The organism is Planctellipticum variicoloris (genome assembly GCF_030622045.1).
GTDB lineage: Bacteria > Planctomycetota > Planctomycetia > Planctomycetales > Planctomycetaceae > Planctellipticum > Planctellipticum variicoloris.
This window is the reverse complement of sequence record NZ_CP130886.1, coordinates 5,972,254-5,994,198: the sequence shown is the minus strand read 5'-3', so window position 1 is coordinate 5,994,198 and position 21,945 is coordinate 5,972,254. Positions and strand designations below refer to the sequence as shown.

Here is a 21,945-nt window from a genome sequence, read left to right as displayed (position 1 = left end):
ACGCACGACGAGCCGGTCATGGAAGAGCCCGCGTTGCATCGCCCCCGGCGGCCCGGCTGGTGGAAGCCAGTCCTGAAATGGACGATCTTCGCGGTCGTCCTGGCGTTCATCGGCCAGCGGGCGGTCGTGATGTGGCGCGAAGCGCCGCCGACCGACGTCAAGCTGCACTACGGCTGGCTGCTCCTGGCGGGTCTGCTGTATCTGGTGGCGTGGCTTCCTTCTGTCTGGTTCTGGAAGGTGATGCTGGAGGGACTCGGGCACCCGGTCCCGTGGCGGGACGCCATCCGGGCCTATTACATCGGGCACCTCGGGAAGTACGTCCCCGGCAAAGCGATGGTGCTGGTGCTGCGGGCCTCGCTGCTGAGACCGGCCGGCTGCCCGCCGGGACTGGCGGCGCTGACCGCTACTTACGAGACGCTGGTGATGATGGCTGCCGGGGCGATGATCGCCGTCGCCCTGGCGCCGTTCGCCGCGGGAGATTCCTTCTGGTCGAAGTCGCCGGCCTGGCTGCACTTCGTACGGGACTGGGGCTGGGTGAGCAGCCTGGCGGTGATCCTGCTGACGGTCGCGACGACGCCGTTCAGCTCGGCCCTGTTTACCCGCATCGGTCGCGCGATGAGCGCCCGTTCGCAGACGGACTTCGCTCCCGGGATTCCAACCAGGATGGTGGTCTGCGGGCTGGCCGTCATTTCGCTCGGCTGGCTGGTGCAGGGCGCCAGCCTGGGGTGCGTGATTCAGGGAGTCTCCGCCGAGCCGGTGGCGCTGTCGGACTTCCCTCTCTGGCTGCTGGCGACGTCGCTGGCGACGTTCGGCGGGTTCGTGATCCTCGTCGCGCCGGGGGGACTGGGAGTTCGCGAGTTCCTGCTGGCGGAAGTGCTCCTCAGCCAGCCGGGAATGCACGCGGGAACGGCGCTGCTGGTCGCGGGTCTGGCCCGGCTGGTGGGGTTTGTGGCGGAGCTGGTGGTGGCTGCGGGGCTTTATTGGTTCAGAACGTCGAATGACGCAGGCGGAGTATCGAAAGGAAGCGAGTAGCGAGCAGAGATTTGTGAAGGTCAGAGAGCCTCCTTCAACCCCCGCAACTCCTCCGCCAACTCCGGCATCGCCCCCGCCCGGCTCGCGACCAGCGCTCCCACGCGATTCGCAAAGCGCGCCGAGCGGGCCAGCTCCCACCCTTCCAGCCGGCTCCAGATCAGGGCGGCGGTGAAGGCGTCCCCGGCTCCGACCGTGTCGACCACCTGGACTTTCTCGCCGGGCACGTCGCAGCTCTCGCTGCGCGAGATCACCAGGCAGCCTGCGCCGCCGCGGGTAATGCAGACCAGCTCCGCCGGGTAGCGGTCGAGAATCCAGCGGCCGAACTGGGCGGGTGACAGCGGGCCGGCTCCCAGCAGCGGGCCGAGGACGGCGACTTCTTCGTCGTTCAGCTTCACGACTTTCGCGTGGCCGAGCGACTGTTCGATCCAGCTTCGTTCGTAGAACGGCGGCCGGAGATTGATGTCGTAGACCACCAGGCAATCCGGCGCGGCCAGCGTCAGGCACTGCTGAATCGTCCGCCGGGATGTCTCGCAGCGCTGGCCGAGCGTCCCGAAACAGACGGCCCAGGCCTGCTGGAACGCCGAGGCGAGGGCTGGAGTGACTTCCAGAAAGTCCCAGGCGGAGTCTTTCAGAAACTCGTAGCTGGCAGAACCCGCTTCCGAAAGCTCGATGGTCACCGTCCCGGTCCCGTGAAACGGATCTCTCTGAACGAGCTCCGTCGACAGGCCCTGCCGCTGCAGAAAGTCAAGCAATTCCCGGCCCAGCAGGTCGTCGCCGACGCGGGTGACGACCGCTGCGGCCAGCCCGAGCTGCTGAGCGTGAAACGCGACGTTGGCGGGAGCGCCTCCCGGCAGCCGTCGATCCGGAAAGCAGTCCCAGAGCAGCTCTCCGAGCCCGATGACTTGCGGGGATTCCATAGTGCGCCGCGCTCCGAAATTCACGGGTGAGGACTTCTGCTGCTGGAAAATTGTCGTTCAGGTCGCCGACCGGTCGACGTATACTACAGGAGCGGGCTCACGACGCCATCCGTGGCGCACCGGCCGGCGTTCCGCCCGGTTCGCGCCCGATTTTCCGTTCCCAAGCGACTCCATGACGACCCCTGTCCGTTCCCCGCGATCGACTGGACCACTGCCGGCCGGCTCGCCGAAAGAGTCGCCGGCGGACGAGGTTCTCTTCCAGACGGCGGAGCCGACGCAGCTCGTCGAGGAACCTCCAGTCGAGGTATCAGCGCCGCCGGCCCCCTATCGACCGGGCTGGCTGCGCCCCCGCCCGCGGGTCGAGCAGGCCCCGCTGGCGCTCCCGGAGGAGACCGAGCCGACTCCGCAATCGTGGTGGCGGCGAGCGATCGGTCGAGAAGGGACGCGAGGAATTCTGGTCTCGCTGGTCGTGCATCTCCTGCTCCTGTTCGGAATGTCGCTCTGGGTTGTCAATCAGACCGGCGGCGACTTCGGCATGATCATCAACTCGGCGTTCATCACCGACAACGTCGACATGATCGCCGATGTGCAGTTGCAGGGGGCGCTCGATGATCCCGGCGAAGAGGCCGCTCCCCTGCACTTCGTCCCCGTTCTCGACCAGCTCAACAACGCCGCCGACTTCACGCCGTCCGAGCAAATTACCGGCATGCTGGAAGGGGATGGCAAGGAAACGGACACCGGCGCCGGCGGCCGACTCCCGGAAATCGCCGGCATCAATGTGCCGGCTTATGCCATCACCAAGGGGAGCTTCTCGGTCTGGACGGAACCGAAGGACCCGCGACCCAATCGCCCCTACAACATTGTGATTCAGATTCGAGTGCCGCCCGACCTGGCGGCGCGGGCCAAGGTCTACCCCCTCAGCCGGGATCTGACGGCGGAAGTCCGGGGGACCGACAGATACACCAAGAAGACCAGCTTCAAAGGTGAGCCGTCTCCGCCGATCGAAGACGGCGCCGTGACGACGTACATCACGATTCCGGGCGCCGCACAACTCGTCCGGGACCACATCAAAGTCACGTCAAAGCTGCTCAAGGAGACGCGGGAGTTCGATATCGAATTCTAAGCGGGACCGTTCTCTCCCACGTCTCGCGGGGGAGCCGACTGCGATTCCAAAGCAACGCTGCGATACACCGCCGTCTGCCAGCCCGAGAGCCCCGCATAGGGAAAGACCTTCTCCAGGCGGAACCGCAGGCCATCCCCGACGAGCAGCTCCGGCTCCGGCGCCCACTCCAGATCCTGATTGTGCAGCAGCAGCCACTCAGGCCCCCCCGGCGGCCAGGGGCCCGTTCCGAAGTGCAGCAGCGTCTTGTCGGGCGGCAGCTCCTGCAGGTAGTACGCCAGAACCAGACCGTGTCGGAACGCGTTGTCGCTGCCGACGAGGATCTGATCTCCGGACGTGCGCTCCGCCATCCAGCGGACCACGGCGGCGGGATGGCCCCGTCCCGCTCGATACAACGTCTGCAGATGCAGTCCGTTGCCCAGCGTGATCGCGGCAAGCGACCCCCAGGCGACGATTCGCGGCATCCCGCGGCGTGAAAGCGCCCGTCCCAGGAGACTGCCGAGGGCGATCTGCAGACACAGGACCGTCGCCAGAAAGTACCGCGGATAGATCACTTCGTGCCCCAGCACGGCGATCAGCAACGCCGGTACGATCAGCATCGCCAGCCACAGCACCCAGCGATCGTCCCCCGTGCGGATCAGCACGACGATCTCAGTGCCGATCAGGATCGCCAGCAGCAGCGCGCCCAGCAGAATCCCTTCACCGGCCGACGGCCCGCCAAGCAGCAGAGAAGCCGTCGCCGCACCAACCAGCCAGGGATTCTGAATATCGCCGCCGCCGATCTGCAACTGCGAGTAGCTGACCAGCCACAGGATCAGCCCAAACAGGCCCGGTATAACAAACAGCGAGAGCAGCTCCGTGATCTTGGCGAGCCACCTGGTGCGGGACGTCAGCAGCCGGTAGCAGGCCCACAGTCCCAGCGCGACGAAGGCATAGTAGAAGGTCGCATGGGCCAGGCAGCCGAACATCGCGCTCAGCCAGAACAGGCCCAGATCGAAGCTGCGACGCCCGCCGGAGGCTCGCTCCATCGGCGCCTCTCCCCGTCCGGGAGGCAGGAGCCGCTGCAGCAGAACCAGGCAAGCTGCCACGGCGAACATCATGCCCGCATAGCCGCGGGCTTCCGAGGTGTAGTGAATCAGCAGATAGGAGGGGACCGTCAACAGCGTGACAGCCCGCACGGCGGGAATCCCATCTCGCACGACGGCTCGCCGCGCCAGCAGCACCGTGGCGCTCCCCAGCAGCGCCGACGGGAGCCGATACCAGCGCCAGTCGACATCCGGCCCGAGCGTGTAAATCCACCAGGAGGTCAGCAGGTGGTTGTTGTCGTGACGCAGGGCCAGCAGGATGTCGAGCGGATGCTGCACCTGCTCGCGCACCAGTCCCCAGCTCCAGATTTCATCCAGCCAGAAGTCGTCCAGGCTGGCGGCAAGTCGCAGCAAATTGGCCGCCACGGCGACGAGCACGATCCGCAGCCACAGGGGCAGCAGGACCCGTTGGACCGTCGCCGGCGGACTGGCGCCCTGCGTCATCGCGCACTCCGCATCGACTACTGCGCCTTGAGATCCAGGCAGATCAGGTTGTCCTCAGCCCGCAGAAACAGCCGGCCGCGCGACAGGACCGGGGCCGCCCAGCAAGGGTATTTGAGCTTCGGAGCGGAGAGCCGGGCCAGCTCTTCGAACTTGTCCGACGACGCATTGACCAGCGCCAGAGTGCCGCGCTCTCCCAGAACGATGAACCGGTCGCCGACCAGGATCTTCGACCCGCGTCCGAAGAACGGCCAGGGAATCACCTTCTTGGTCTTCGCATCAATGATCCTGCCCGAATTCGGATCCTGATCGAGATCGTCCTGCGGACGGGTCCAGCCGTTCGTTTCCCACACAAGCTTGCCCGTCTGGAGCTCCACGCACTGGAACATCGCCTCCTGCTCGTGCCGGCCGCTGAAACCGTAGACGTGGCCGTCCTTGTAGATCGGGGTCGACCAGTGGCAGGACATCCCGGCCGCGTTGCTCCAGACGACGTCGTAGCCGGCGCTGTCGGCATGGACCTTGAGCAGCGCCGCGCCGGTATCGTAGGCCGCAGTCAGAAAGATCTGATCGTCGACCACGACCGGGCGGGCCGCATTGACGGAGTCGTTCAGCCTCGACCGGAACCAGTATTTGAATCGAACTTCGCCGCTTTTCGGATCGAGCGACACCAGCCCCTGTCGCACCAGGCAGAGCAGATGTCGCTCGCCGTGGATCGTGGCGACGATCGGCGACGAATAGCTGACCAGCTTCTCCGAATCGGACCACTTGAGCTTGCGACCCGTATTCCACATTTCGACGCCGTCCCAGGTCTTCTTGCCGACCGACTCCCAGACGACCTTGCCCGACTCCGCATCGAACGCGACCACGCCCGAATCGGGCTGCCCGCCGACCAGGACGATCAGCAGATTTCCTTCCAGGATCGGCGTGCAGCCGGCGCCGAAGAAGTTCGTCGGAATCTTCCATCGGCTGGCGGTGTCGTGTTCCCAGACGACCTTGCCGGTTTCCAGTTCCAGACAAATCAGCATCCCCTGCGGACCAAACGTGTAGCAGCGGGTCTCCGTCAGGAGCGGCGCGCAGCGCGAGCCGTTGTTGTAGCCGTAAGGATCTTCAAAGTCCGACGGATACTCGTGCTTCCAGAAGGTTTCCCCCGTGGCGGCGTCGAGGCACTCGACGATCTCCAGTTCGCGCGGCCGATGATGCACGACCAACCGGTTGCCGAGCACGGAGGGCGCCGCGTAGCCGGTGCCGATCTTCCGGCTCCAGACGAGCGGCGGTCCCTCGACCGGCCAGGTCTTCAGCAGGCCGGTTTCTCGGGAGACCCCGGTCTCCTGCGGGCCGAGAAACTTCGGCCAGTCTTCGCCGGCACGCTTGTCCGCTGCCGATCGGGCCGCCGCCACCTGCGACGGTGCTTGAGCGACCGCCTGCTTTTCGGCGTCGTCCCCGTCTGAGGCGTCCGACGGCCCCTTGCCGGCGGCCGACACGCCGCAACCTGTCAGCACGAGCAGGACGGTCCAGACCAGCCCCGCGCGTCCCGTCACTCCTGCCCGACAGACCAGATCTTGCATGGGAAGCTTTCTCTCGACGTCTCATTCGCCCGCGCGACCGGATAACAACCTGCCGGACCCGGACGCGAAACGCAAGAGTGGCTTCGTCTCAGCGAAGTCTCAGTCCGCATTTCGCTGAGCGGCGGCGTGCTCTTCCGCGTGCAATTCGCGGACTTCGAGGAACTGCCGCTTCATCGCCCGATACCGTCGCTCCAGCATGACAATGATGACCACGATGATCGCGGGGCCGCCGAGCTTGACCAGCAGCGAGTTTTCGGGAAACAGCGCCAGCATGACTTTCGACAGGTACAACATGGCTCCGTTGCCGATGACGGCCCCGATGACGCTGCCCCAGAAGGTGGCCCAGCGGCTCAGTCCCAGCAGCCGGCCGAAAATCGCACCGCCGACGCTGCCGGTCGCCGCCAGGGGAAACGCGATGAAGGCGATCAGACCGAAGAACGTCGCTTTGCGCATCCACGGCTGCAGCGACAGAATCATCTCTCCGTCGACGGTCAGTTCCGCGATCTTCGGGCCGATCTTCGGCAGCTTGAACAGAAAGCCGACGTGGAAGGCCATGAACAGCGCGACCATCACGTCCTGGTAGGTGACCATCCAGAACATGTGCCAGGGCTCCAGCAGATCGAGCCCCTTCAGATTGGCCACGGCGTCCAGCGGGATCGCGAAGCGGCCCGCAAAAAAGAAGGCAACGGCCGACGCCGTCAGCATCTGCCAGAAGAACCTCGCTCCGGCGAGCAGGTAAATCGCGACTGCCACGAAAAACGTCACCAGCCACGGACCGATCAGGGTCCCCCACCACACGACTGGAAAGCGCTGCTTGAAGCTCTTCTCGAACTGATGGAACGCATCCAGCAGTTGCTGTTTCCGCGCGTGATCGGCGTCTTCGGCACGCGTCGGCGACGCTCCTGCGGCTTCCGCAACAGAATCAACCGGAATGGGCTGCATGTCCGCCACTCGAAAGCGGTGCTCCCGCCTGGTTACTCAAAACAGTCGATAGTTCCGCGCGGAAGCCTGTCGCCCCGCCAGGCGGGCGACTCTTCAGACTACACGTTCTGCAGCGCCAGCCACAGCCAGTTCGGAGCAAAGAACAGCGCCAGCGTCGCCGCACAGCACAGCCCCACCGCGATCACCGCGGGAGTCGGGCTCGGAGCATGCTCCGTATGAACCGGATCCCGCAGGTACATCACCCCGATCACTTTCAGGTAGTACCAGGCGCCGATCGCCGCGTTCACCGCCAGCCAGATCGCCAGCCAGTGCGCGGACTCCGTCCCCTGCGACCATGCCGCATAGAACAGGTTCAGCTTGGCCAGGAATCCCGCCGTCGGCGGCAGCCCCGTCAGGCTGAAGAAAAAGACCGCCAGCATCAGGGCGATGCCGGCATTCGTCCGGCTCAAGCCGGCCAGGTCGTCCAGCGTCTCGATCTTCCGGTCGCTGGTGCTCAGCGCCCCCAGCGCCGCAAAGACGCCCACCGTCATCGCGCCGTAAACGGCCAGATAAAACAACAGCGCCTCGATGCCGTCGACATGCGACGTCGTCGATTCCCCGACGATCAGCCCGATCAGCATGTAACCCGCATGCGACACGCTCGAAAACGCCAGCAGGCGTCGAATGTCGTTCTGCAGCAGCGCCAGCAGATTCCCGACAAACATCGTCAGGACTGCGATCCACCACAGCATCGGGCTGGCGACGCCGCTCAGCGTCCATTCGTTGGCAACGGCCGCACCGGCCGGCGACAGCGCCAGTCGCAGCAGCGCGACGAAGCCCGCGATCTTCGGAACGTAGCTCAGCATCGCCGCCCCCGACAGCGGCGCCCCCTGAAATACGTCCGGCGCATAGAAGTGGAACGGCACCGCCGTCAGCCGGAAGCCCAGTCCCGCGACCGCCATGACGGCGACAACGGCCAGCAGCGCCGGCATCGGCCCCGTCTTACCCGCGGCCAGCGCCGCATAAATTGCTTCCAGATTCGTGGTGCCGGTCACTCCATACAGATAGCTCAGCCCGAACAGCAGAACCGCCGAGGAAAACAGGCTGAGCAGGAAGTACTTGAGCGTCGCCTCCTGTCCCGCGGCGTCTTTCTTCGGCAGCAGCAGGTAGAGGTACGTCGGGATGCTGATCAGCTCCAGCGCCAGGAAGAGCATCACCAGGTCGTTGGCCGCCGCCACGAGGTTGACCCCCGCGATGATCGCCAGCAGGCACGCCTGGCTCTCCGCCGACCGCGAATCATCCGCCTGATTCCAGTTGACCAGCACCAGAATCAACCCGGAGCACAATGACAGCCCCCGGATGTACCAGGCCAGCGGATCGAGACGGAAGGGACCAGTCCCCACTTCGACGGGGGTGCTCGTCCACCACAGCCAGCCGGCGAACAGCAGACCGATCAGCGACAACCAGCCCCACCGATGGCGGAGACCCGGCTGCGCTTCGCCCCGGTCGCTCACGAGGAACGGAGCGGCGAAGAACATCACGCAGACCGTCGCCAGCAGGACGATGTCCGGCAGCACCAGCTTCGCGGCAAGATTCAGTTGCTGGATTGCTTCGCTCACGGACGACCCTCCCCGGCAGGCATTCCCATTGGCACTCCCATCATCGCCCCGGCGGCCCCCTCTTCGGCTTCACCCTGCGGGTAAGCCATTTGCGAGACCGTATACTGCTGGGACAGCGCATCCACGTCCGGACCGATCAGGTCCAGCAGCGGCTGGGGAAACAGACCGATCCACAGACACAAGGCCGCTAGCGGAGCGATCGTCGCCACCTCGCGAATATTCAGATCGGTGATCTGCGTCAGCTCGTCGTCGTGACCGTGCAGGTGCGGCTCTTTGAGCGGCCCGAAGAACGCCGACTGGAGCATACCGAGCAGGTACCACGCTCCCAGCACCACGCCCATCGTCCCGAGGGCGGCCATGAACGCTTCCCGCTTGAACATGCCGAGCAGCGACAGAAACTCGCCGACGAAACCGTTAAGTCCGGGGAGCCCGATGCTCGCAAACGAAATGAACAGCATTGAGACGGCGAGCAGCGGCAGCCGATTGGCCAGCCCCCCAAGGTCGCTCACCAGCCGCGTGTGATAGCGCTCGTAGAAGAAGCCGACCAGGCAGAAGAGCGCCCCGGTCGACAGCCCGTGGTTGATCATCTGCAGCACGCCCCCGGCGATCCCCTCCTCGTTCAGAGCGAAGATCCCGAGCATGCAGAAGCCGAGGTGAGCGACGGAACTGTAGGCCACCAGCTTCTTGATGTCGTTCTGAGTCAGGGCGCAGAAGGAACCGTAGATGATCCCGATCACCGACAGAGTCGCGATCAGCGGCACGCCGGTGTGCTGACATGCATACGGAAGCATGGGCAGAACCAGGCGAAGAAAGCCGTAGGTCCCGAGTTTCAGCAGCACGCCGGCCAGCATCACCGAACCGGCGGTCGGGGCCTCCACGTGCGCCAGGGGCAACCAGGTATGGAACGGAAAGACCGGCACCTTGACCAGAAAGCCCGCGGCAATCGCCAGGAACAACGCGGTCTGCAGCTCCGGCGACAATGGCTTTTCCACCAGCGCCTTGGCGAGATCGGGGATCGAGAACGGCGTCGACAACCCGGTCGCGTTGTGCACCGAAATTGCCAGCGCCACCAGTCCCAGCAGCGTGATCAATCCCCCGGCCAACGTATACACGAAGAACTTCGCAGCGGCGTAGCGACGCAACGGCCCACCCCAGATGCCGACCAGGAAGAAGAGCGGCAGCAGGGTGAACTCGAAGAAGACGTAGAACATCACCAGGTCGAAGGAACAGAAGACTCCCAGCAGCCCCGATTCCAGAATCAGCAGGCAGGCGTAAAACTCGGCGGCACGCGTCTGGACGGAAGTCCACGAAACCAGCACGCTGGAAATCGTCAAGATCGTCGTCAGCACGATCATCGCGAGGCTGATGCCGTCCAGTCCCAGGTAGAACTCGATTCGCAGCCCCGGGTCGACGGCGACAATTTCGTCCGTCACTCCCTCGGATGTCGTTGTGACCTCGAGCTTCGGGGCATCGAGCGACAGCCAGGTGAAGCGGTGTTCGAAGCGGGGGCTGACCGGCGCCCGGCCGTCGACGACCTTGGCCGGCAACTGATAGAACTGCGCGGCCACGCCCCACGACACCAGGAACGTGGCCACCGTGGCCAGCAGCGCCGTCCACCGCGCGCGGGACGGCGGCGCTTTCGGATCCAGCAGCAACATCGTGATCGCCGCCACGGCGGGCAGAGCGATCATCGTTAACACCAGGCTGGTCATGCTTTTCACTCAACAGGAAAGGGAGGTCACTTCGCCGACCCCCTCAGATAGGTCGCCCCGGTCCGTCACGACCGTCACATCGCGGCCAAGGCTCTCAATACGCCGACCAGGCAGAACGCCAGTCCCACGAGCATGATCAATGCATAGGACTGCACGAAGCCTCCCTGAATCGGCCGCAGGATGCTGCCGAGCACGATCGGAATGAAGCCGACCGCGTCGACCAGTTTGTCGATGACCAGACGATCGATCAGCTCCGACAGTTCCGCCAGCGCGCGGATCGGTCGCACCACAAACGCCAGATACAGCTCGTCGAAATAGAGCCCCTTGAGCGACGCGTTGTAGGCCGGTCCATGCATCACATCGCTCGTGTACGGGACGCGATCCGTCTTGCCGTACATCGACCAGGCCACAAAAATCCCCACGAGAGCCAGCACGGTGCTCAGCACCATCATCGTGACGTTGGCGGCGTGCGGCTCGGCATGCCCCAGCACCGGCGAATTCTCGAGGTAGTGCCCGTACCAGTGCGTCGCCGGTCCCGCCAGAAAGCCGATGCCCACCGCCCCGGCCGCCAGGACATACAGCGGAATCGTCATGATCGACGGCGATTCGTGCGGGTGATGGCAGGCCGCGGGGAACCGCTCCGGCCCCGAGAACGTCAGGAAGTACGCACGGAACGTGTAGAACGCCGTCAGCAGCGCGGTCAGCAGCGAAACCGCCAGCACCGCCAGGTAGAACGTCTTGTGCTCGCCCACCTGACTGGCCTGGTGCAGGATGGCGAGGATCTCGTCCTTGCTCCAGAAACCCGAGAAAAGCGGGAAACCGGCGAGGGCCAGCGAACCGCAGAGGTACGCGAGATGCGTCTTCGGCAGGGTCTTGCGAAGCCCGCTGAATTCCCGCATGTCGATTACGTCCCCCATCGCATGCATCACGCTCCCCGCCGAGAGGAACAGGACCGCTTTGAAGAAGGCATGCGTGAACATGTGGAACATCGCGAAGGTCACCGCGTGGGTCGCCAGCGCCACGTCGGCCCCGGCGGCGCCCAGCGCCATGAACATGTAGCCGAGCTGGCTGACGGTCGAGTAGGCCAGGACCCGTTTGAGGTCGTACTGGGTGAGGGCGGTGATGGCCGCAATCAGGGCCGTCGCCGCACCGATTCCCGCCACCGTCATCTGCGCCAGCGGAGCGTGGACAAACAACGGCGTGCAGCGGGCCACGAGGTAGACCCCCGCGGTGACCATCGTCGCCGCGTGGATCAGGGCGCTGACGGGGGTCGGGCCTTCCATCGCGTCCGGCAACCAGACGTGCAGCGGGAACTGAGCCGACTTGCCGACCGCACCGAGAAACAGCAGCAGGCAGATCGGCAGGAAGATCTCCGGCTGAGTCGCCACCGCTTCTTTAACCAGTTGCGGATCGAACAGAATCTGCGAGAACTCCAGCGTGCCGAACGTGGTCCAGATCAGGAAGATCCCCAGCAGAAAGCCGAAGTCGCCGATCCGGTTGACCACGAACGCCTTCTTCGCTGCCGCCGCCGCGCTCGGCTTCCGGAACCAGAAGCCGATGAGCAGATAGCTGCACAGGCCGACCGCCTCCCAGAAGACGAACATCAGCAGGAAGTTGTCCGCCAGGACCAGCATCGACATCGAAAAAACAAACAGCGCGATCTCGGCGAAGAACCGGGGGTAGCCGGGATCGCCCTGCATATACCCGGCCGCGAAGATCGCCACCAGCAGGCTGACGGACGTGACCATCAGCAGCATCAGCGCGGTCATCGCATCGGCCTGCAGGCCGATCTTGACGTCGAGGCTGCCGACCTTGATCCATTGATAGAGCTGACGAGTCGTCGGAGTCTGCTTGAAAGCTAGAGCCTTCGCCAGCTTCTCGCCGGCCTGCTCTTCCTGGTGGTCGTGAGCATGATCGGTTTCGTGAGCGTGATCGGTCGCCGCCTGAGCGGCGTGCTCCCCTTCCCCTTCGGCATGGTGCGCGAACGTCTGAGGCACAATGCTGAAGACGAGGGCGAGCGTCGCCAGAAACGACACCGACAGCGCCACGATGACTGGTCGGTGCGCGTTGTGCCGATGGCAGAACTGCCCGACCACCACAATCCACAAGCTGGCCAGCAGCGGGGCCGCCGGAATCAGCCAGAGGGCGTTATTGTGAAGCCATTCGAACACGAGGATCGTTCTCCTGCCAGAGGCGGCCCCGAGCGACGGAGAACTTCTCCGCCGTCAGCGTGGCCCGTCTGACGATCTTCAGGGCTTGGTCGGCAAGGTCGAACGCGGGGTTGTCGGATAGGCCGGCATGCGCCCCGCCACGGCGAGGTGCGGCAGAGGCTCTTCGAGCGCCGCAGGAGCCGGCGGATACGTGTCGTCAGCCAGCCGCGGCAGATCGGGTTCGCCCAGATTCGTCCACAGGTTCACGTCCAGCGACTTCTTCCGCCGGTACATCCCCAGAATCAGCGACAGCCCCAGGCCCGCTTCGCAGGCGGCGATCGTCAGCACGAAAACCGTGAACGACTGCCCCTGCGAATTCCCGTGGTACTGGCCGAACGCCAGCAGATTGATCGAAACGCCGTGCAGCATCAGCTCGGCGGAGAGCATGATCAGGATCAGGTTGCGACGGGTCAGAAACCCGATCGCCCCGAGCACAAACAGGATCGCCCCCAGAACCAGGTTGCTTTCCAGACTGGATGTCATAGCGTCCCCTGTGCACGACGCGGCGCAAGTGCAATGGCGCCGATCGTGGCGATCAGCAGAATCGTCCCGGCAAGTTCGACGGCGTACAGATAATCGCCGAACAGCGATCGCCCGACCCCTTGCAACGTCCCCAGATCTCCGTTGACTGGCCGGCTCAGCGGATTGGCGTCGATCCCTTCGGGCGTCGGCAGGAACTGAACGATGGCCGGCGCGGCTTCGCCGTCGGCAGTCTTCAAGGCCTTCCAGTCCCGCAGAACCAGCATCAGGCCGGCCAGCAGCACGAAGCCGAAGACAGTGGCCAGCAGCGGCTGCGCGGCGCGACGGTCATAGCCGGCGGCCCCCGCCTGCTGAGCCAGCATGATCACGAACAGGAAGGTCACCACGATCGCCCCGGCGTAGACGACGACAGTCGCGGCAGCGAGGAACGGGGCCGAATTCAGCATGAAGATGCCGCACACGGCCAGCGTCGCCAGGGCAAACCAGAGTGCGGCGTTGATCGGATCGCGATCCGAGATCATCAGCACGCCCGAAACGACCGCCAGCGCGGCGCACGCAAAGTAGACGCCGGATTGAATCAACGGCCCGGTCGGCGCAGGGAGGAGTCCCTGCAGCATCACCAGGGCGATCACGCCCGCAATCCCCCCGAGAATCCGGGATCGGGATTTGTCGCGCGGCAGCATCCGCCACACCGCCAGCCAGCCCAAGGCCAGCGGCAGCAGGAGCCGCCATTCTTCGAGGATCCATTTCATCGGTCGATACCGCCCGAATTACTGTGAGAAAACCGCCCAAGTTGTACCGGTGCCGCCGGGGTTCGTCAAAGGACCGCTTCTTGCGCCGGCTGCTGCGCGCAGCGATCGATCTTCCCCGGACTGGCCGCATGCGATGCCCGGTCCTCCGGGTGAATCGAGGTCGCCGGGCCGACGGTCGGCAGCGACGCGAACTCCGAGCATCCGCTCAGGCGTCCGCGGTGCGTCCGGGCCGGATCCAGCGCGCAGTCCTTGGTTTTGTCGTAGACTTCCAGCAGCTTCTCTTTGTCGAACAGCATCTCCTGGCGGCTCTGGCCCGTCAGGTCATAAATGTGAGTCAGCTCGATGGCATCGCACGGGCAGGCTTCTTCGCACATGCCGCAGTAGATGCACTTGAGTTCGTCGATCACGAAGCTGGCCGGAAACTTGTCGCGCCCCGCCCACAACGGATCGTCCTTGGGCGCCGGGGCCGCGACGATCTCGATGCACCGCGCCGGACAGGCCGTCGCGCACATCATGCAGGCGACGCATTTCACCCGGCCCTCTTCGTCCCGGTTGAGACGGTGCACGCCCCGGTAATGCAGCGGGAGCTCGGGCTTCACCTCGGGATACTGCTGCGTCACTGTCTTGTTGTCGGTGACGTGGCTCCCCGTGATCCGCAGCCCTTCCAGCAGCGACGTCAGGAACGTCGACTCCCAGAACGACAGCTTCTTCGGCTGGTCGACCCAGACCACTTCGCTGGACGCAATCGGCATGATCGCTTCCTCAATTCTCGCAGGCCGGGACCGTTCCCGGTTGGTGGATTCGGTAACTCGTACGACCCCGACCGGCGGTCGAAATCGTGTCGATCGGTGTCAGTGATGCCCGTGGGCAGGAGCCAGCGCCGCAACCGCCGGTTTCCGCTCACCTTGTGTATAGACCAGGCCCGCCGCGGCGAAAATCGCCATCGAAATCGGGAACAGCCAGAACCAGTTGATCTCGAACTGCCGGACGACCATCACCATCAGCACGTTGACGGTGGCCATCGGAATCAGACCCTTCCAGGCCAGTCCCATCAGCTGGTCGAACCGGAACCGCGGAATCGTCCAGCGGATCATCTGAATCAGCACCAGCACCACGCCGACTTTCGCCAGAAGCACCGCCACGTACGGCAGCGCCCCGATCAAGGAACCGACGAACGAGGCATCGGCCGCGGGTAGCGACGACGCCTCCGCGATCCACGGGAAGTGCCAGCCGCCGAAGAACAGGATGATCGTCAGGAAGCTGACGGTGATCACGTGGCAGTATTCGCCCAGGAAGAACATCGCAAATTTCATGGCGCTGTATTCGGTGTGGAAACCGCCGACCAGCTCCGATTCGCATTCCGCAAGGTCGAACGGCAGCCGGTTCGATTCCGCCAGCGCCGCCGTGAAGAAGATCAGCGCCGCCAGCGGCTGATACCAGATGTTCCAGCCCCAGAAGCCCGCTTCGGCCTGCTGGATCAGGATCTTTTCCAGGTTCATCGTTCCCATCAGCACCGCGATGCCGACGACCGACATCCCCAGCGGAATCTCGTAGCTGATCACCTGGGCGCTCGCCCGCAGCGACCCCAGCAGGCTGTACTTGTTGTTCGACGCCCAACCCCCCAGGATCACCGCGTACACGGCGAGACTGGAGATCGCAAAGATGAAGACGATCCCCAGATCCACGCCCGGAGCGATGATCCAGTGAAACTTGTTGGCCGCGTTGTTGACCGGCCCGAACGGCACCACCGAAAACGCCAGAAACGTCGTCAGGATCGAGATGCAGGGCGCGAAGACGTAGAGGAACTTGTTCGCCTGCCCCGGAATTACGTCTTCCTTCAGCAGGAACTTCGCCCCGTCCGCCAGCGGCTGAAATAACCCCGCATAACCGACGCGGTTCGGACCGATCCGGTCCTGCATCCACGCGGACAGCTTGCGTTCCAGCAGAATCAGATACGCCGCGGCCCCCTGGATCCCCAGGAACGCCACGTGAATCGCCACGAACGTCAGAACGAACTCAAACCAATGATCTTGCCACCAGCTCATTGCGCTGCACTCCCGGCGGGCTGACGGGCTTCCGCAGCCGCACCGTCGTGTTTCAAGAAGATGCCTGTCTCACCCACGTCGCCGACGATCAGGGCCGCCAGAGCCGCCACTTCGCCCGCAATTTCCTGCCGCAGCGTCGGAGCGTGGAACAGCCCCTTCCGCCCGGCAAGCTCCCACAGAATTCGCCCGTCCGGCCGCGCGTCCTCCGGACCCCGCAAGGCCCGGTGAATCGCCTGCGCCAGGCCGTTGTGATTGACGAACGTTCCTTCCTTCTCGGCCCACGCGCCTCCCGGCAGCACGTACTGAGCCTTCTCGGACAGCGGAGATGTCAGGAGATCCTGGACGATCAGCAGCCTGGCCTTCGCCAGCTTGCCGGCCTCCGCCGCGGTGAAGCCTGTCGGGTCGCCGCCGAGGACGTAGATCGCGTCGAACTCGCCCTTGTCCGCCTGGCCGGCAAACTGGTCGAACCCGATCACCTTCCCCTGGAACTGCTTCAGCACGGCTTCGACGCCCGCCCGATTCGGACACTTCTCCGCCCGGATCGTAAACCGCACCGGCTTTGTCGGCTTGCCATCGACACCCTTCGGGTACTGATCGTCCTCGCCGACCACCCGCACGGGCCCCAGGGCCAGCGTGACGTCCGCCGAAAGACCCTTGGCCAGCTTCGCCAGCAGGAACGCCTCTTCGAGCGTCGCCCACGGCGAGATCACCGCAGCCACTTTCTTGCCGTTCTTCTTGATGGCTTCCTGCAGCGCCTGTCGGGCGGCGGGTTGGGCCGTCTCCCAGCTCGCCGGAACCGCCGCTTCGCCGCCCGCCTTCACCAGCGGCGACTTGAGCCGTTGTTCGGAGTGGATGTACTTCCAGCCGAACCGACCCTCGTCGCACATGAAGTGCCCCTGGGCCTGCTCGTTCTCCCGCGGCCGGAGCCGGTAGAGCGTGTCCTTGTTCTGATCGATCTTGATGCTGCAGCCGGTGCTGCAACCGGGGCAGACGGAGTCTTTCGTCTGCAGCCACCACACGCGCTGCTCGTAGAGGAAGTCCTTGCTGCAGAGCGCGCCGACCGGGCAGAGATCAACCACGTTGCCGGCCAGCTTGTTATTACACGGCTGGCCCGGAAAAATGTCGATTTCTTCTTCCGAGCCGCGGGCCGTCACCTGCAGCTCGGCCGTGCCGCTGATCTCCCGCGTGAACCGGACGCACCGCGTACACATGATGCAGCGGTCGGTAAACAGCGTGATCTGATCGCCGATGTAGTCCTTGTCGGGCTTGATGTTCTTCGGCTCGTTGAGCCGGCTGTAGCCGCGACCGTACTTGAAGCTGTAATCCTGCAGCCCGCATTCACCGGCCTGATCGCAGACCGGGCAGTCCAGCGGGTGATTGAGCAGCAGGTACTCCAGCGTGCCGGCCTGAGCGGCCTTCACCTTGGCGCTTTCGGTAACGATGACCGTGCCGTCCTTGACCGGCGTCTGACAGCCCGGAAACAGCTTCGGCTGCATCACCACGGAGCCGTCCGGCTTCTTGTCGCCGACTTCGACGAGGCACATCCGGCAGCTTGCCACGACGGACAGCTCGGGATGCCAGCAATAGCTCGGCACCGTGTCCCCGGCGCGGGCCGCGGCCTGGATGCAGTTCAGCTTCTCGTCGGCCCCGATCTCGACCGGCTTGTCATTTACATAGACCGTCGGCATCGTCATCCCCATTGAAGTTCAGAGGCAGAACCCCTGAGTCCTTCAGCTCTCACATCGACTTCACGCAAACAGCAACCGACCCTTCGGTCGCGGCACGTCACGCCCCAGCTCTACTGCTGTTTCGATCCACTCTCGCATCACCGTCTGCACCGCATCGAGCGCCGCCTGATACGTCTCACCATCCGCCATGCATCCCGGCAATTCCGGAACCTCTGCCACAAAAGCCTGATCGGCCTCGCTCCAGTAGAGAATGATCTCGTATCGCAACTTGTCCGAAACCTCAGTGCGCTCCCGCCACAGCCAGCTCGCACTCTCTCACCAACTTCTTACCGCTCTTGATGAACTCTTCGAATTCGCCGCGGAACTTCTTGACCGCGTTCTTCACCGGCCAGGCCGCTCCGTCCGACAGACCGCAAATCGTCGTCCCCGGAATGATCCCGATCGAACCCGAGACTTCCAGCAGCAGATCCAGGTCCCGCAGCTCCCCCTGACCGTTCCGGATCCGCTCCAGAATCTTCCGCATCCAGGCGGTCCCTTCCCGGCACGGCGTGCATTGCCCGCACGACTCGTGCGAGAAGAACCGGGCGCAGTTGAAAAGGACGTCGACGATGCTCGTCGAGTCGTCCACCACCACCACCGCCGCCGTCCCCAGGCCGAGGCATCCGGCTTTTCCGGGTCCGTTGAAGTCCAGAGGGATATCGAGCTCGTCGGCGCTCAGGAAGCCCATGCTGATGCCGCCGGGCACCACGGCCTTCACCTTTCGGCCATTCAAGACGCCGCCGCCATACTCGTCGATGAGCTGTCGCGAAGTGATCCCCAGCGGGGCTTCGTAACAGCCCGGCTTGTTGACGTGTCCGCTCAGGCAATAGAGCTTGGGGCCGTAGCTGCCGGCGTCGCGGGGAATGTTCGGGTCGGGCGGAACCCCGATCGACTTGAACCAGTCGGAGCCCCGCTTGAGGATCTGCGTCACGCAGGCCATTGTCTCAATGTTGTTGACGATCGTCGGCTTGCGGAACAGTCCTTCGATGGCGGGGAACGGCGGCTTGATTCGCGGCCAGGCCCGCTTCCCTTCCAGACTCTCAATCAGCCCCGTTTCTTCGCCGCAGATGTAGGCGCCCGCGCCGCGATGCAGGTAGATATCGAGGTTGAACCCGGTCCCCTGGATATTCTTCCCGATCAGTCCCGCGGCATACAGTTCTTCGATCGCCTTCTTCAGCACGCGATAGCTGCGGCCGAACTCGTAACGCAGATAGATATAGGCAGCGCTCGACTTGATCGCATGACACGAAATGCAGATGCCTTCGAGCACCTGATGGGGATCTTCCTCCATCAGAATCCGGTTGTTGAACGTCCCCGGCTCGGATTCGTCCCCGTTGATCGCCAGATAGATCGGCCCCGGGTGGTTCTTCGGCAGAAACGTCCACTTCACGCCGGTGGGGAATCCCGCGCCGCCGCGACCGCGCAGCCCCGAATCCTTCACGACGTTAATGACGTCGTCGGGCGGCATGGCCAGGGCCTTCTTGAAGGCCTCGTAGCCGCCGTCCGCCCGGTAAGTCTCCAGCGACTGGCTGTTAGGCTTTCCCCAGCGGGCCAGGAGCACAGGTTCAAACTTCGCCATGAATCACCCTATCCGCAACCTCACCGGTCGCCTCGTTCCCGCCGCCATTCGCCACGTCTTCCGACGGATAGCTGGCCAGCTTCCGGTCGAGTTCTTCAATCACGTTGGCCGGATCGTAATGGACGACCTGACCATTTTCCCAGCCCACCATCGGCACGCCAAACGCCCGATGAAACTCAGCCGCCCGACGCACACCACGATCCAAAGCCCGTTCGACGCGCCACGGCTCGCTAAATGCACGCTCCACGGCATTGCTAGTTTCCGGCGACGCCATACTTTGCCTTCAATTCCAGCCACCGTCCCGCAGCCGCAACCTGCTCGACGCCAGATCGCGATCCGCAGGCAATGAGCTGCCGCCAACCCGCCCTCGAATTGTCGTAAAGCTCCCACTCATCAACCACTGGCAAGTACAACCGAAACAGATTCCTCAAACCCAGTTCGTACCGTCGCATCACAACATCATCGGGCACATGATGTCCACCGAGACGTACTCGCGTTCTGACTCGCTCCAGACACAAAGCCGGATCAGACACCCACAGATAAATCAGTCGACTGCGATAACCTCGAACTCTGAGTTCTTGGATCCACCTCGCGAACGTTCGAGACGCCAACGTGGTCTCGAACGCAAAGCTCGCGTTCTCCTCGGAAAGCTCCCGCAAACGGCCGAGCATTACTCGACCGGCCGCAATCGCTGCCGTCTCCGGTTCAAATCCCGACAGTCCTTTGGCAATCCAGTCCGCGTTCACAAACTCCCGAATTGCCAACTCCCGGTTCAGCAAATCTTCCGACGCCGTTGTCTTCCCAGCCCCGTTCGGACCGGCGATGATGATTACATCCGGGCCTGAGTCGGCAGACACGCTGGCGTCTCCTCACTCACAGCTTCTTGATGATCTCGTCCGCCTTGTCCGCCGTAATATTCATGTGGCATTCGTCGTTCACCAGAATGCAGGGCGCCCCTTCGCAGGCTCCCAGGCACTCGGCGAACTCCATCGTCACCTTGCCGTCCGCCGTCGTCTCGCCCGGCTTCACGTGCCGTCGTTTGCACATTTCCGCCAGCAGCTCTTCGCCGCCACGCAGCATGCAGCTCAGACTCCGGCAGACCCAGACGCGGTCCTTGCCGAGCGGAGCCTTCTCGTCGCGGAAAAAGCCGTAGAAGCTCATCGTGTCGTGGACTTCCGCCGGGTGCAGCTCCAGCAGTTCCGCGATCTCCTTAATCGCCTCGATCGACACCTGACGCAACTCGTCCTGCACGATGTGCAGCGCCGGCAGCGTCACCGCGCGCTTGTTCGGATACTTCGGAAACTCGTCCTTGATCCGCGTTCGAATGGCGTCCGAAAGGGCCGGCATGAGTACTCCACGCTCCCGAAGGTCGAAGGCTGATCCCGTTTCCCGCCGCAAATCACAGGGTTCTCTCCCCGTCCTCGCCGCGCCAAATCGGTTCCCCGTTCGCCCTTTCTGTTCTGTCGTTGTCTGCGGATTGTTGTTCTGCGGACGCTGCGGGAGAACTCGACCTACCGGTCGAGTTCCGCTGCGATGATGTTCAAACTGCCCAGAATCACCGGCACATCGCTGAGCATGCAGCCCTTGATGATGTGCGGGAAGATCCCGAAGTGGACGTAGGATGGCGGACGCGTCCGCGCCCGATACGCCCGCGACGACTCGCCGTCCGTCACGATGTAGTAACCCAGTTCGCCGTTGGGCGACTCGGTCGCCGCGTAAATTTCCTCTCGCGGCGTTTCGAAGCCCCGGTTCGGCATCACCATTTCGAAGTGCTGAATCAGACCCTCGATGCTGCGGTAAACGGCCGGCTTGGCGGGCAGGACGTGCTTGCCGTTCGGATCGACGTTCACCGGGCCGCTCGGCAGATTCTCCAGCGCCTGGTGGGCGATTTTCACGCTCTCCAGCAGTTCCTGCATCCGGACCAGGTACCGGGCGTAACAATCGCCGCCCGTCGAACAGATGACTTTGAAGTCGAGATCCCCATAGGCCAGGTACGGCTCGTCCCGACGCAGATCCCGGACCACGCCGCTGGCCCGGGCCACCGGGCCGGCCGCGCCGAAGTTGATCGCGTCTTCTTTGCTCAGGTAGCCGATCCCCTTCATCCGATCCACGAAGATCCGGTTGCGGGTCAGCAGCCGGTCGACTTCGTCGTGAACCTTTGGGAATCCCTTGAGGAAGTCCCGCACCTGCTCGATCCAGCGATCGTTGACGTCGTACAGCACGCCTCCCACGCGAGTGTAGCTCGTGTGGAACCGCTGACCCGACGCGAACTCGACGATGTCGTAGATCTTCTCCCGCTGGTAGAAGCAGTACAGAAACGCCGTGAAGGCCCCCAGATCCAGCGCGCACGTCCCCACGTTCAGCAGGTGGTCGTGCATGCGGAGCAGTTCCGCCAGCAGCGTTCTCAGGTACTTCCCTCGCGGCGTCAGCTCGATCCCCAGCAGCTTCTCGCAGGCGTGGTGCCAGGAAATCTCATTGTGCATCGGCGACAGATAGTTCATCCGGTCGACGATGGTCACGTACTGATTGAAGTCGAGGTGTTCCCCGAGCTTCTCGAAACCGCTGTGCAGGTAACCGATGTGCGGCACCGCTTTGACGACGCGCTCGCCGTCCAGCGTGAGCACCAGCCGCAACGTGGTGTGCGTCGCAGGGTGCTGCGGTCCGAAGTTCAATGTCCACAGATACTCCTTGTCCGGAGCATCCTGTTCGGCAAGATCGGAAACTTCCAACGCCATGATGG

20 protein-coding genes are annotated in these 21,945 nt (G+C 64.0%); 2 read left to right on the top strand and 18 right to left on the bottom strand.

Annotation, left to right across the window (positions count from 1 at the left end):
- Nucleotides 1-18 precede the first annotated feature (18 nt).
- Nucleotides 19-1,032 carry a lysylphosphatidylglycerol synthase transmembrane domain-containing protein gene (locus SH412_RS23320; protein ID WP_336520434.1) on the top strand — a complete coding sequence of 338 codons (1,014 nt, stop codon included), beginning with the start codon at nucleotides 19-21 and terminating at the stop codon, nucleotides 1,030-1,032.
- Between the two features lie 20 nt (nucleotides 1,033-1,052).
- Here the strand turns inward: SH412_RS23320 and SH412_RS23315 are convergent, their stop codons facing one another.
- Entirely contained in the window at nucleotides 1,053-1,949 is an 897-nt protein-coding gene (locus SH412_RS23315) for a carbohydrate kinase family protein (protein ID WP_336520433.1), read from the bottom strand.
- Between the two features lie 172 nt (nucleotides 1,950-2,121).
- On the opposite strand from SH412_RS23315, the gene SH412_RS23310 reads away from it, so the two are divergent.
- Nucleotides 2,122-3,072: a hypothetical protein gene (locus SH412_RS23310; protein ID WP_336520432.1), complete on the top strand. Its 951-nt coding sequence runs from the start codon at nucleotides 2,122-2,124 to the stop codon at nucleotides 3,070-3,072.
- Here SH412_RS23310 and SH412_RS23305 read toward each other — a convergent pair.
- From SH412_RS23305 to SH412_RS23230, 17 genes are all read right to left on the bottom strand, one after another.
- The gene (locus SH412_RS23305; RefSeq protein WP_336520431.1) at nucleotides 3,069-4,598 is read right to left on the bottom strand and encodes a hypothetical protein; all 1,530 of its coding nucleotides are present in this window, start codon (nucleotides 4,596-4,598) and stop codon (nucleotides 3,069-3,071) included. The genes SH412_RS23310 and SH412_RS23305 overlap by 4 nt on opposite strands.
- A gap of 17 nt (nucleotides 4,599-4,615) precedes the next feature.
- Nucleotides 4,616-6,160 carry an outer membrane protein assembly factor BamB family protein gene (locus SH412_RS23300; protein WP_336520430.1) on the bottom strand — a complete coding sequence of 515 codons (1,545 nt, stop codon included), beginning with the start codon at nucleotides 6,158-6,160 and terminating at the stop codon, nucleotides 4,616-4,618.
- 99 nt (nucleotides 6,161-6,259) lie between these two features.
- A complete protein-coding gene (locus SH412_RS23295) occupies nucleotides 6,260-7,102 on the bottom strand; it encodes a small multi-drug export protein (protein WP_336520429.1) in 843 nt (280 codons plus the stop codon).
- A gap of 98 nt (nucleotides 7,103-7,200) precedes the next feature.
- A complete protein-coding gene (locus SH412_RS23290) occupies nucleotides 7,201-8,700 on the bottom strand; it encodes an NADH-quinone oxidoreductase subunit N (RefSeq protein WP_336520428.1) in 1,500 nt (499 codons plus the stop codon).
- Nucleotides 8,697-10,412 carry a complex I subunit 4 family protein gene (locus SH412_RS23285; protein ID WP_336520427.1) on the bottom strand — a complete coding sequence of 572 codons (1,716 nt, stop codon included), beginning with the start codon at nucleotides 10,410-10,412 and terminating at the stop codon, nucleotides 8,697-8,699. The genes SH412_RS23290 and SH412_RS23285 overlap by 4 nt, the downstream gene beginning before the upstream one ends.
- A 74-nt stretch (nucleotides 10,413-10,486) precedes the next feature.
- Nucleotides 10,487-12,583, bottom strand: a complete 2,097-nt coding sequence (nuoL, locus tag SH412_RS23280) for an NADH-quinone oxidoreductase subunit L (RefSeq protein ID WP_336520426.1) — start codon at nucleotides 12,581-12,583, stop codon at nucleotides 10,487-10,489.
- A gap of 78 nt (nucleotides 12,584-12,661) precedes the next feature.
- Nucleotides 12,662-13,105: an NADH-quinone oxidoreductase subunit NuoK gene (gene nuoK / locus SH412_RS23275; RefSeq protein WP_336520425.1), complete on the bottom strand. Its 444-nt coding sequence runs from the start codon at nucleotides 13,103-13,105 to the stop codon at nucleotides 12,662-12,664.
- The gene (locus tag SH412_RS23270; RefSeq protein ID WP_336520424.1) at nucleotides 13,102-13,854 is read right to left on the bottom strand and encodes an NADH-quinone oxidoreductase subunit J family protein; all 753 of its coding nucleotides are present in this window, start codon (nucleotides 13,852-13,854) and stop codon (nucleotides 13,102-13,104) included. Before SH412_RS23270 ends, nuoK begins: the two co-directional genes overlap by 4 nt.
- Nucleotides 13,855-13,919: 65 nt before the next feature.
- Nucleotides 13,920-14,606, bottom strand: coding sequence for a NuoI/complex I 23 kDa subunit family protein (locus SH412_RS23265; protein ID WP_336520423.1), 687 nt, complete (start codon nucleotides 14,604-14,606; stop codon nucleotides 13,920-13,922).
- 99 nt (nucleotides 14,607-14,705) lie between these two features.
- Nucleotides 14,706-15,899, bottom strand: coding sequence for an NADH-quinone oxidoreductase subunit NuoH (gene nuoH, locus SH412_RS23260; protein WP_336520422.1), 1,194 nt, complete (start codon nucleotides 15,897-15,899; stop codon nucleotides 14,706-14,708).
- Nucleotides 15,896-17,593 (bottom strand): NADH-quinone oxidoreductase subunit G, encoded by a 1,698-nt coding sequence (locus SH412_RS23255; RefSeq protein ID WP_336520421.1) that lies wholly within the window; start codon nucleotides 17,591-17,593, stop codon nucleotides 15,896-15,898. Before SH412_RS23255 ends, nuoH begins: the two co-directional genes overlap by 4 nt.
- Nucleotides 17,594-17,647: 54 nt before the next feature.
- Nucleotides 17,648-17,854, bottom strand: coding sequence for a type II toxin-antitoxin system HicB family antitoxin (locus tag SH412_RS23250; RefSeq protein ID WP_336520420.1), 207 nt, complete (start codon nucleotides 17,852-17,854; stop codon nucleotides 17,648-17,650).
- 13 nt (nucleotides 17,855-17,867) lie between these two features.
- Nucleotides 17,868-19,205: an NADH-quinone oxidoreductase subunit NuoF gene (gene nuoF, locus SH412_RS23245; RefSeq protein ID WP_336520419.1), complete on the bottom strand. Its 1,338-nt coding sequence runs from the start codon at nucleotides 19,203-19,205 to the stop codon at nucleotides 17,868-17,870.
- The gene (locus SH412_RS23240; RefSeq protein ID WP_336520418.1) at nucleotides 19,192-19,479 is read right to left on the bottom strand and encodes a hypothetical protein; all 288 of its coding nucleotides are present in this window, start codon (nucleotides 19,477-19,479) and stop codon (nucleotides 19,192-19,194) included. The genes nuoF and SH412_RS23240 overlap by 14 nt, the downstream gene beginning before the upstream one ends.
- Nucleotides 19,460-20,062 (bottom strand): AAA family ATPase, encoded by a 603-nt coding sequence (locus SH412_RS28695; RefSeq protein ID WP_419555751.1) that lies wholly within the window; start codon nucleotides 20,060-20,062, stop codon nucleotides 19,460-19,462. The genes SH412_RS23240 and SH412_RS28695 overlap by 20 nt, the downstream gene beginning before the upstream one ends.
- Before the next feature lie 16 nt (nucleotides 20,063-20,078).
- On the bottom strand, nucleotides 20,079-20,552 hold the full coding sequence (locus SH412_RS23235) for an NADH-quinone oxidoreductase subunit NuoE family protein (protein ID WP_336520417.1): 474 nt from the start codon (nucleotides 20,550-20,552) through the stop codon (nucleotides 20,079-20,081).
- Nucleotides 20,553-20,716: 164 nt separating this feature from the next.
- Nucleotides 20,717-21,940: an NADH-quinone oxidoreductase subunit D gene (locus SH412_RS23230; RefSeq protein ID WP_336520416.1), complete on the bottom strand. Its 1,224-nt coding sequence runs from the start codon at nucleotides 21,938-21,940 to the stop codon at nucleotides 20,717-20,719.
- Between the last annotated feature and the right edge of the window lie 5 nt (nucleotides 21,941-21,945).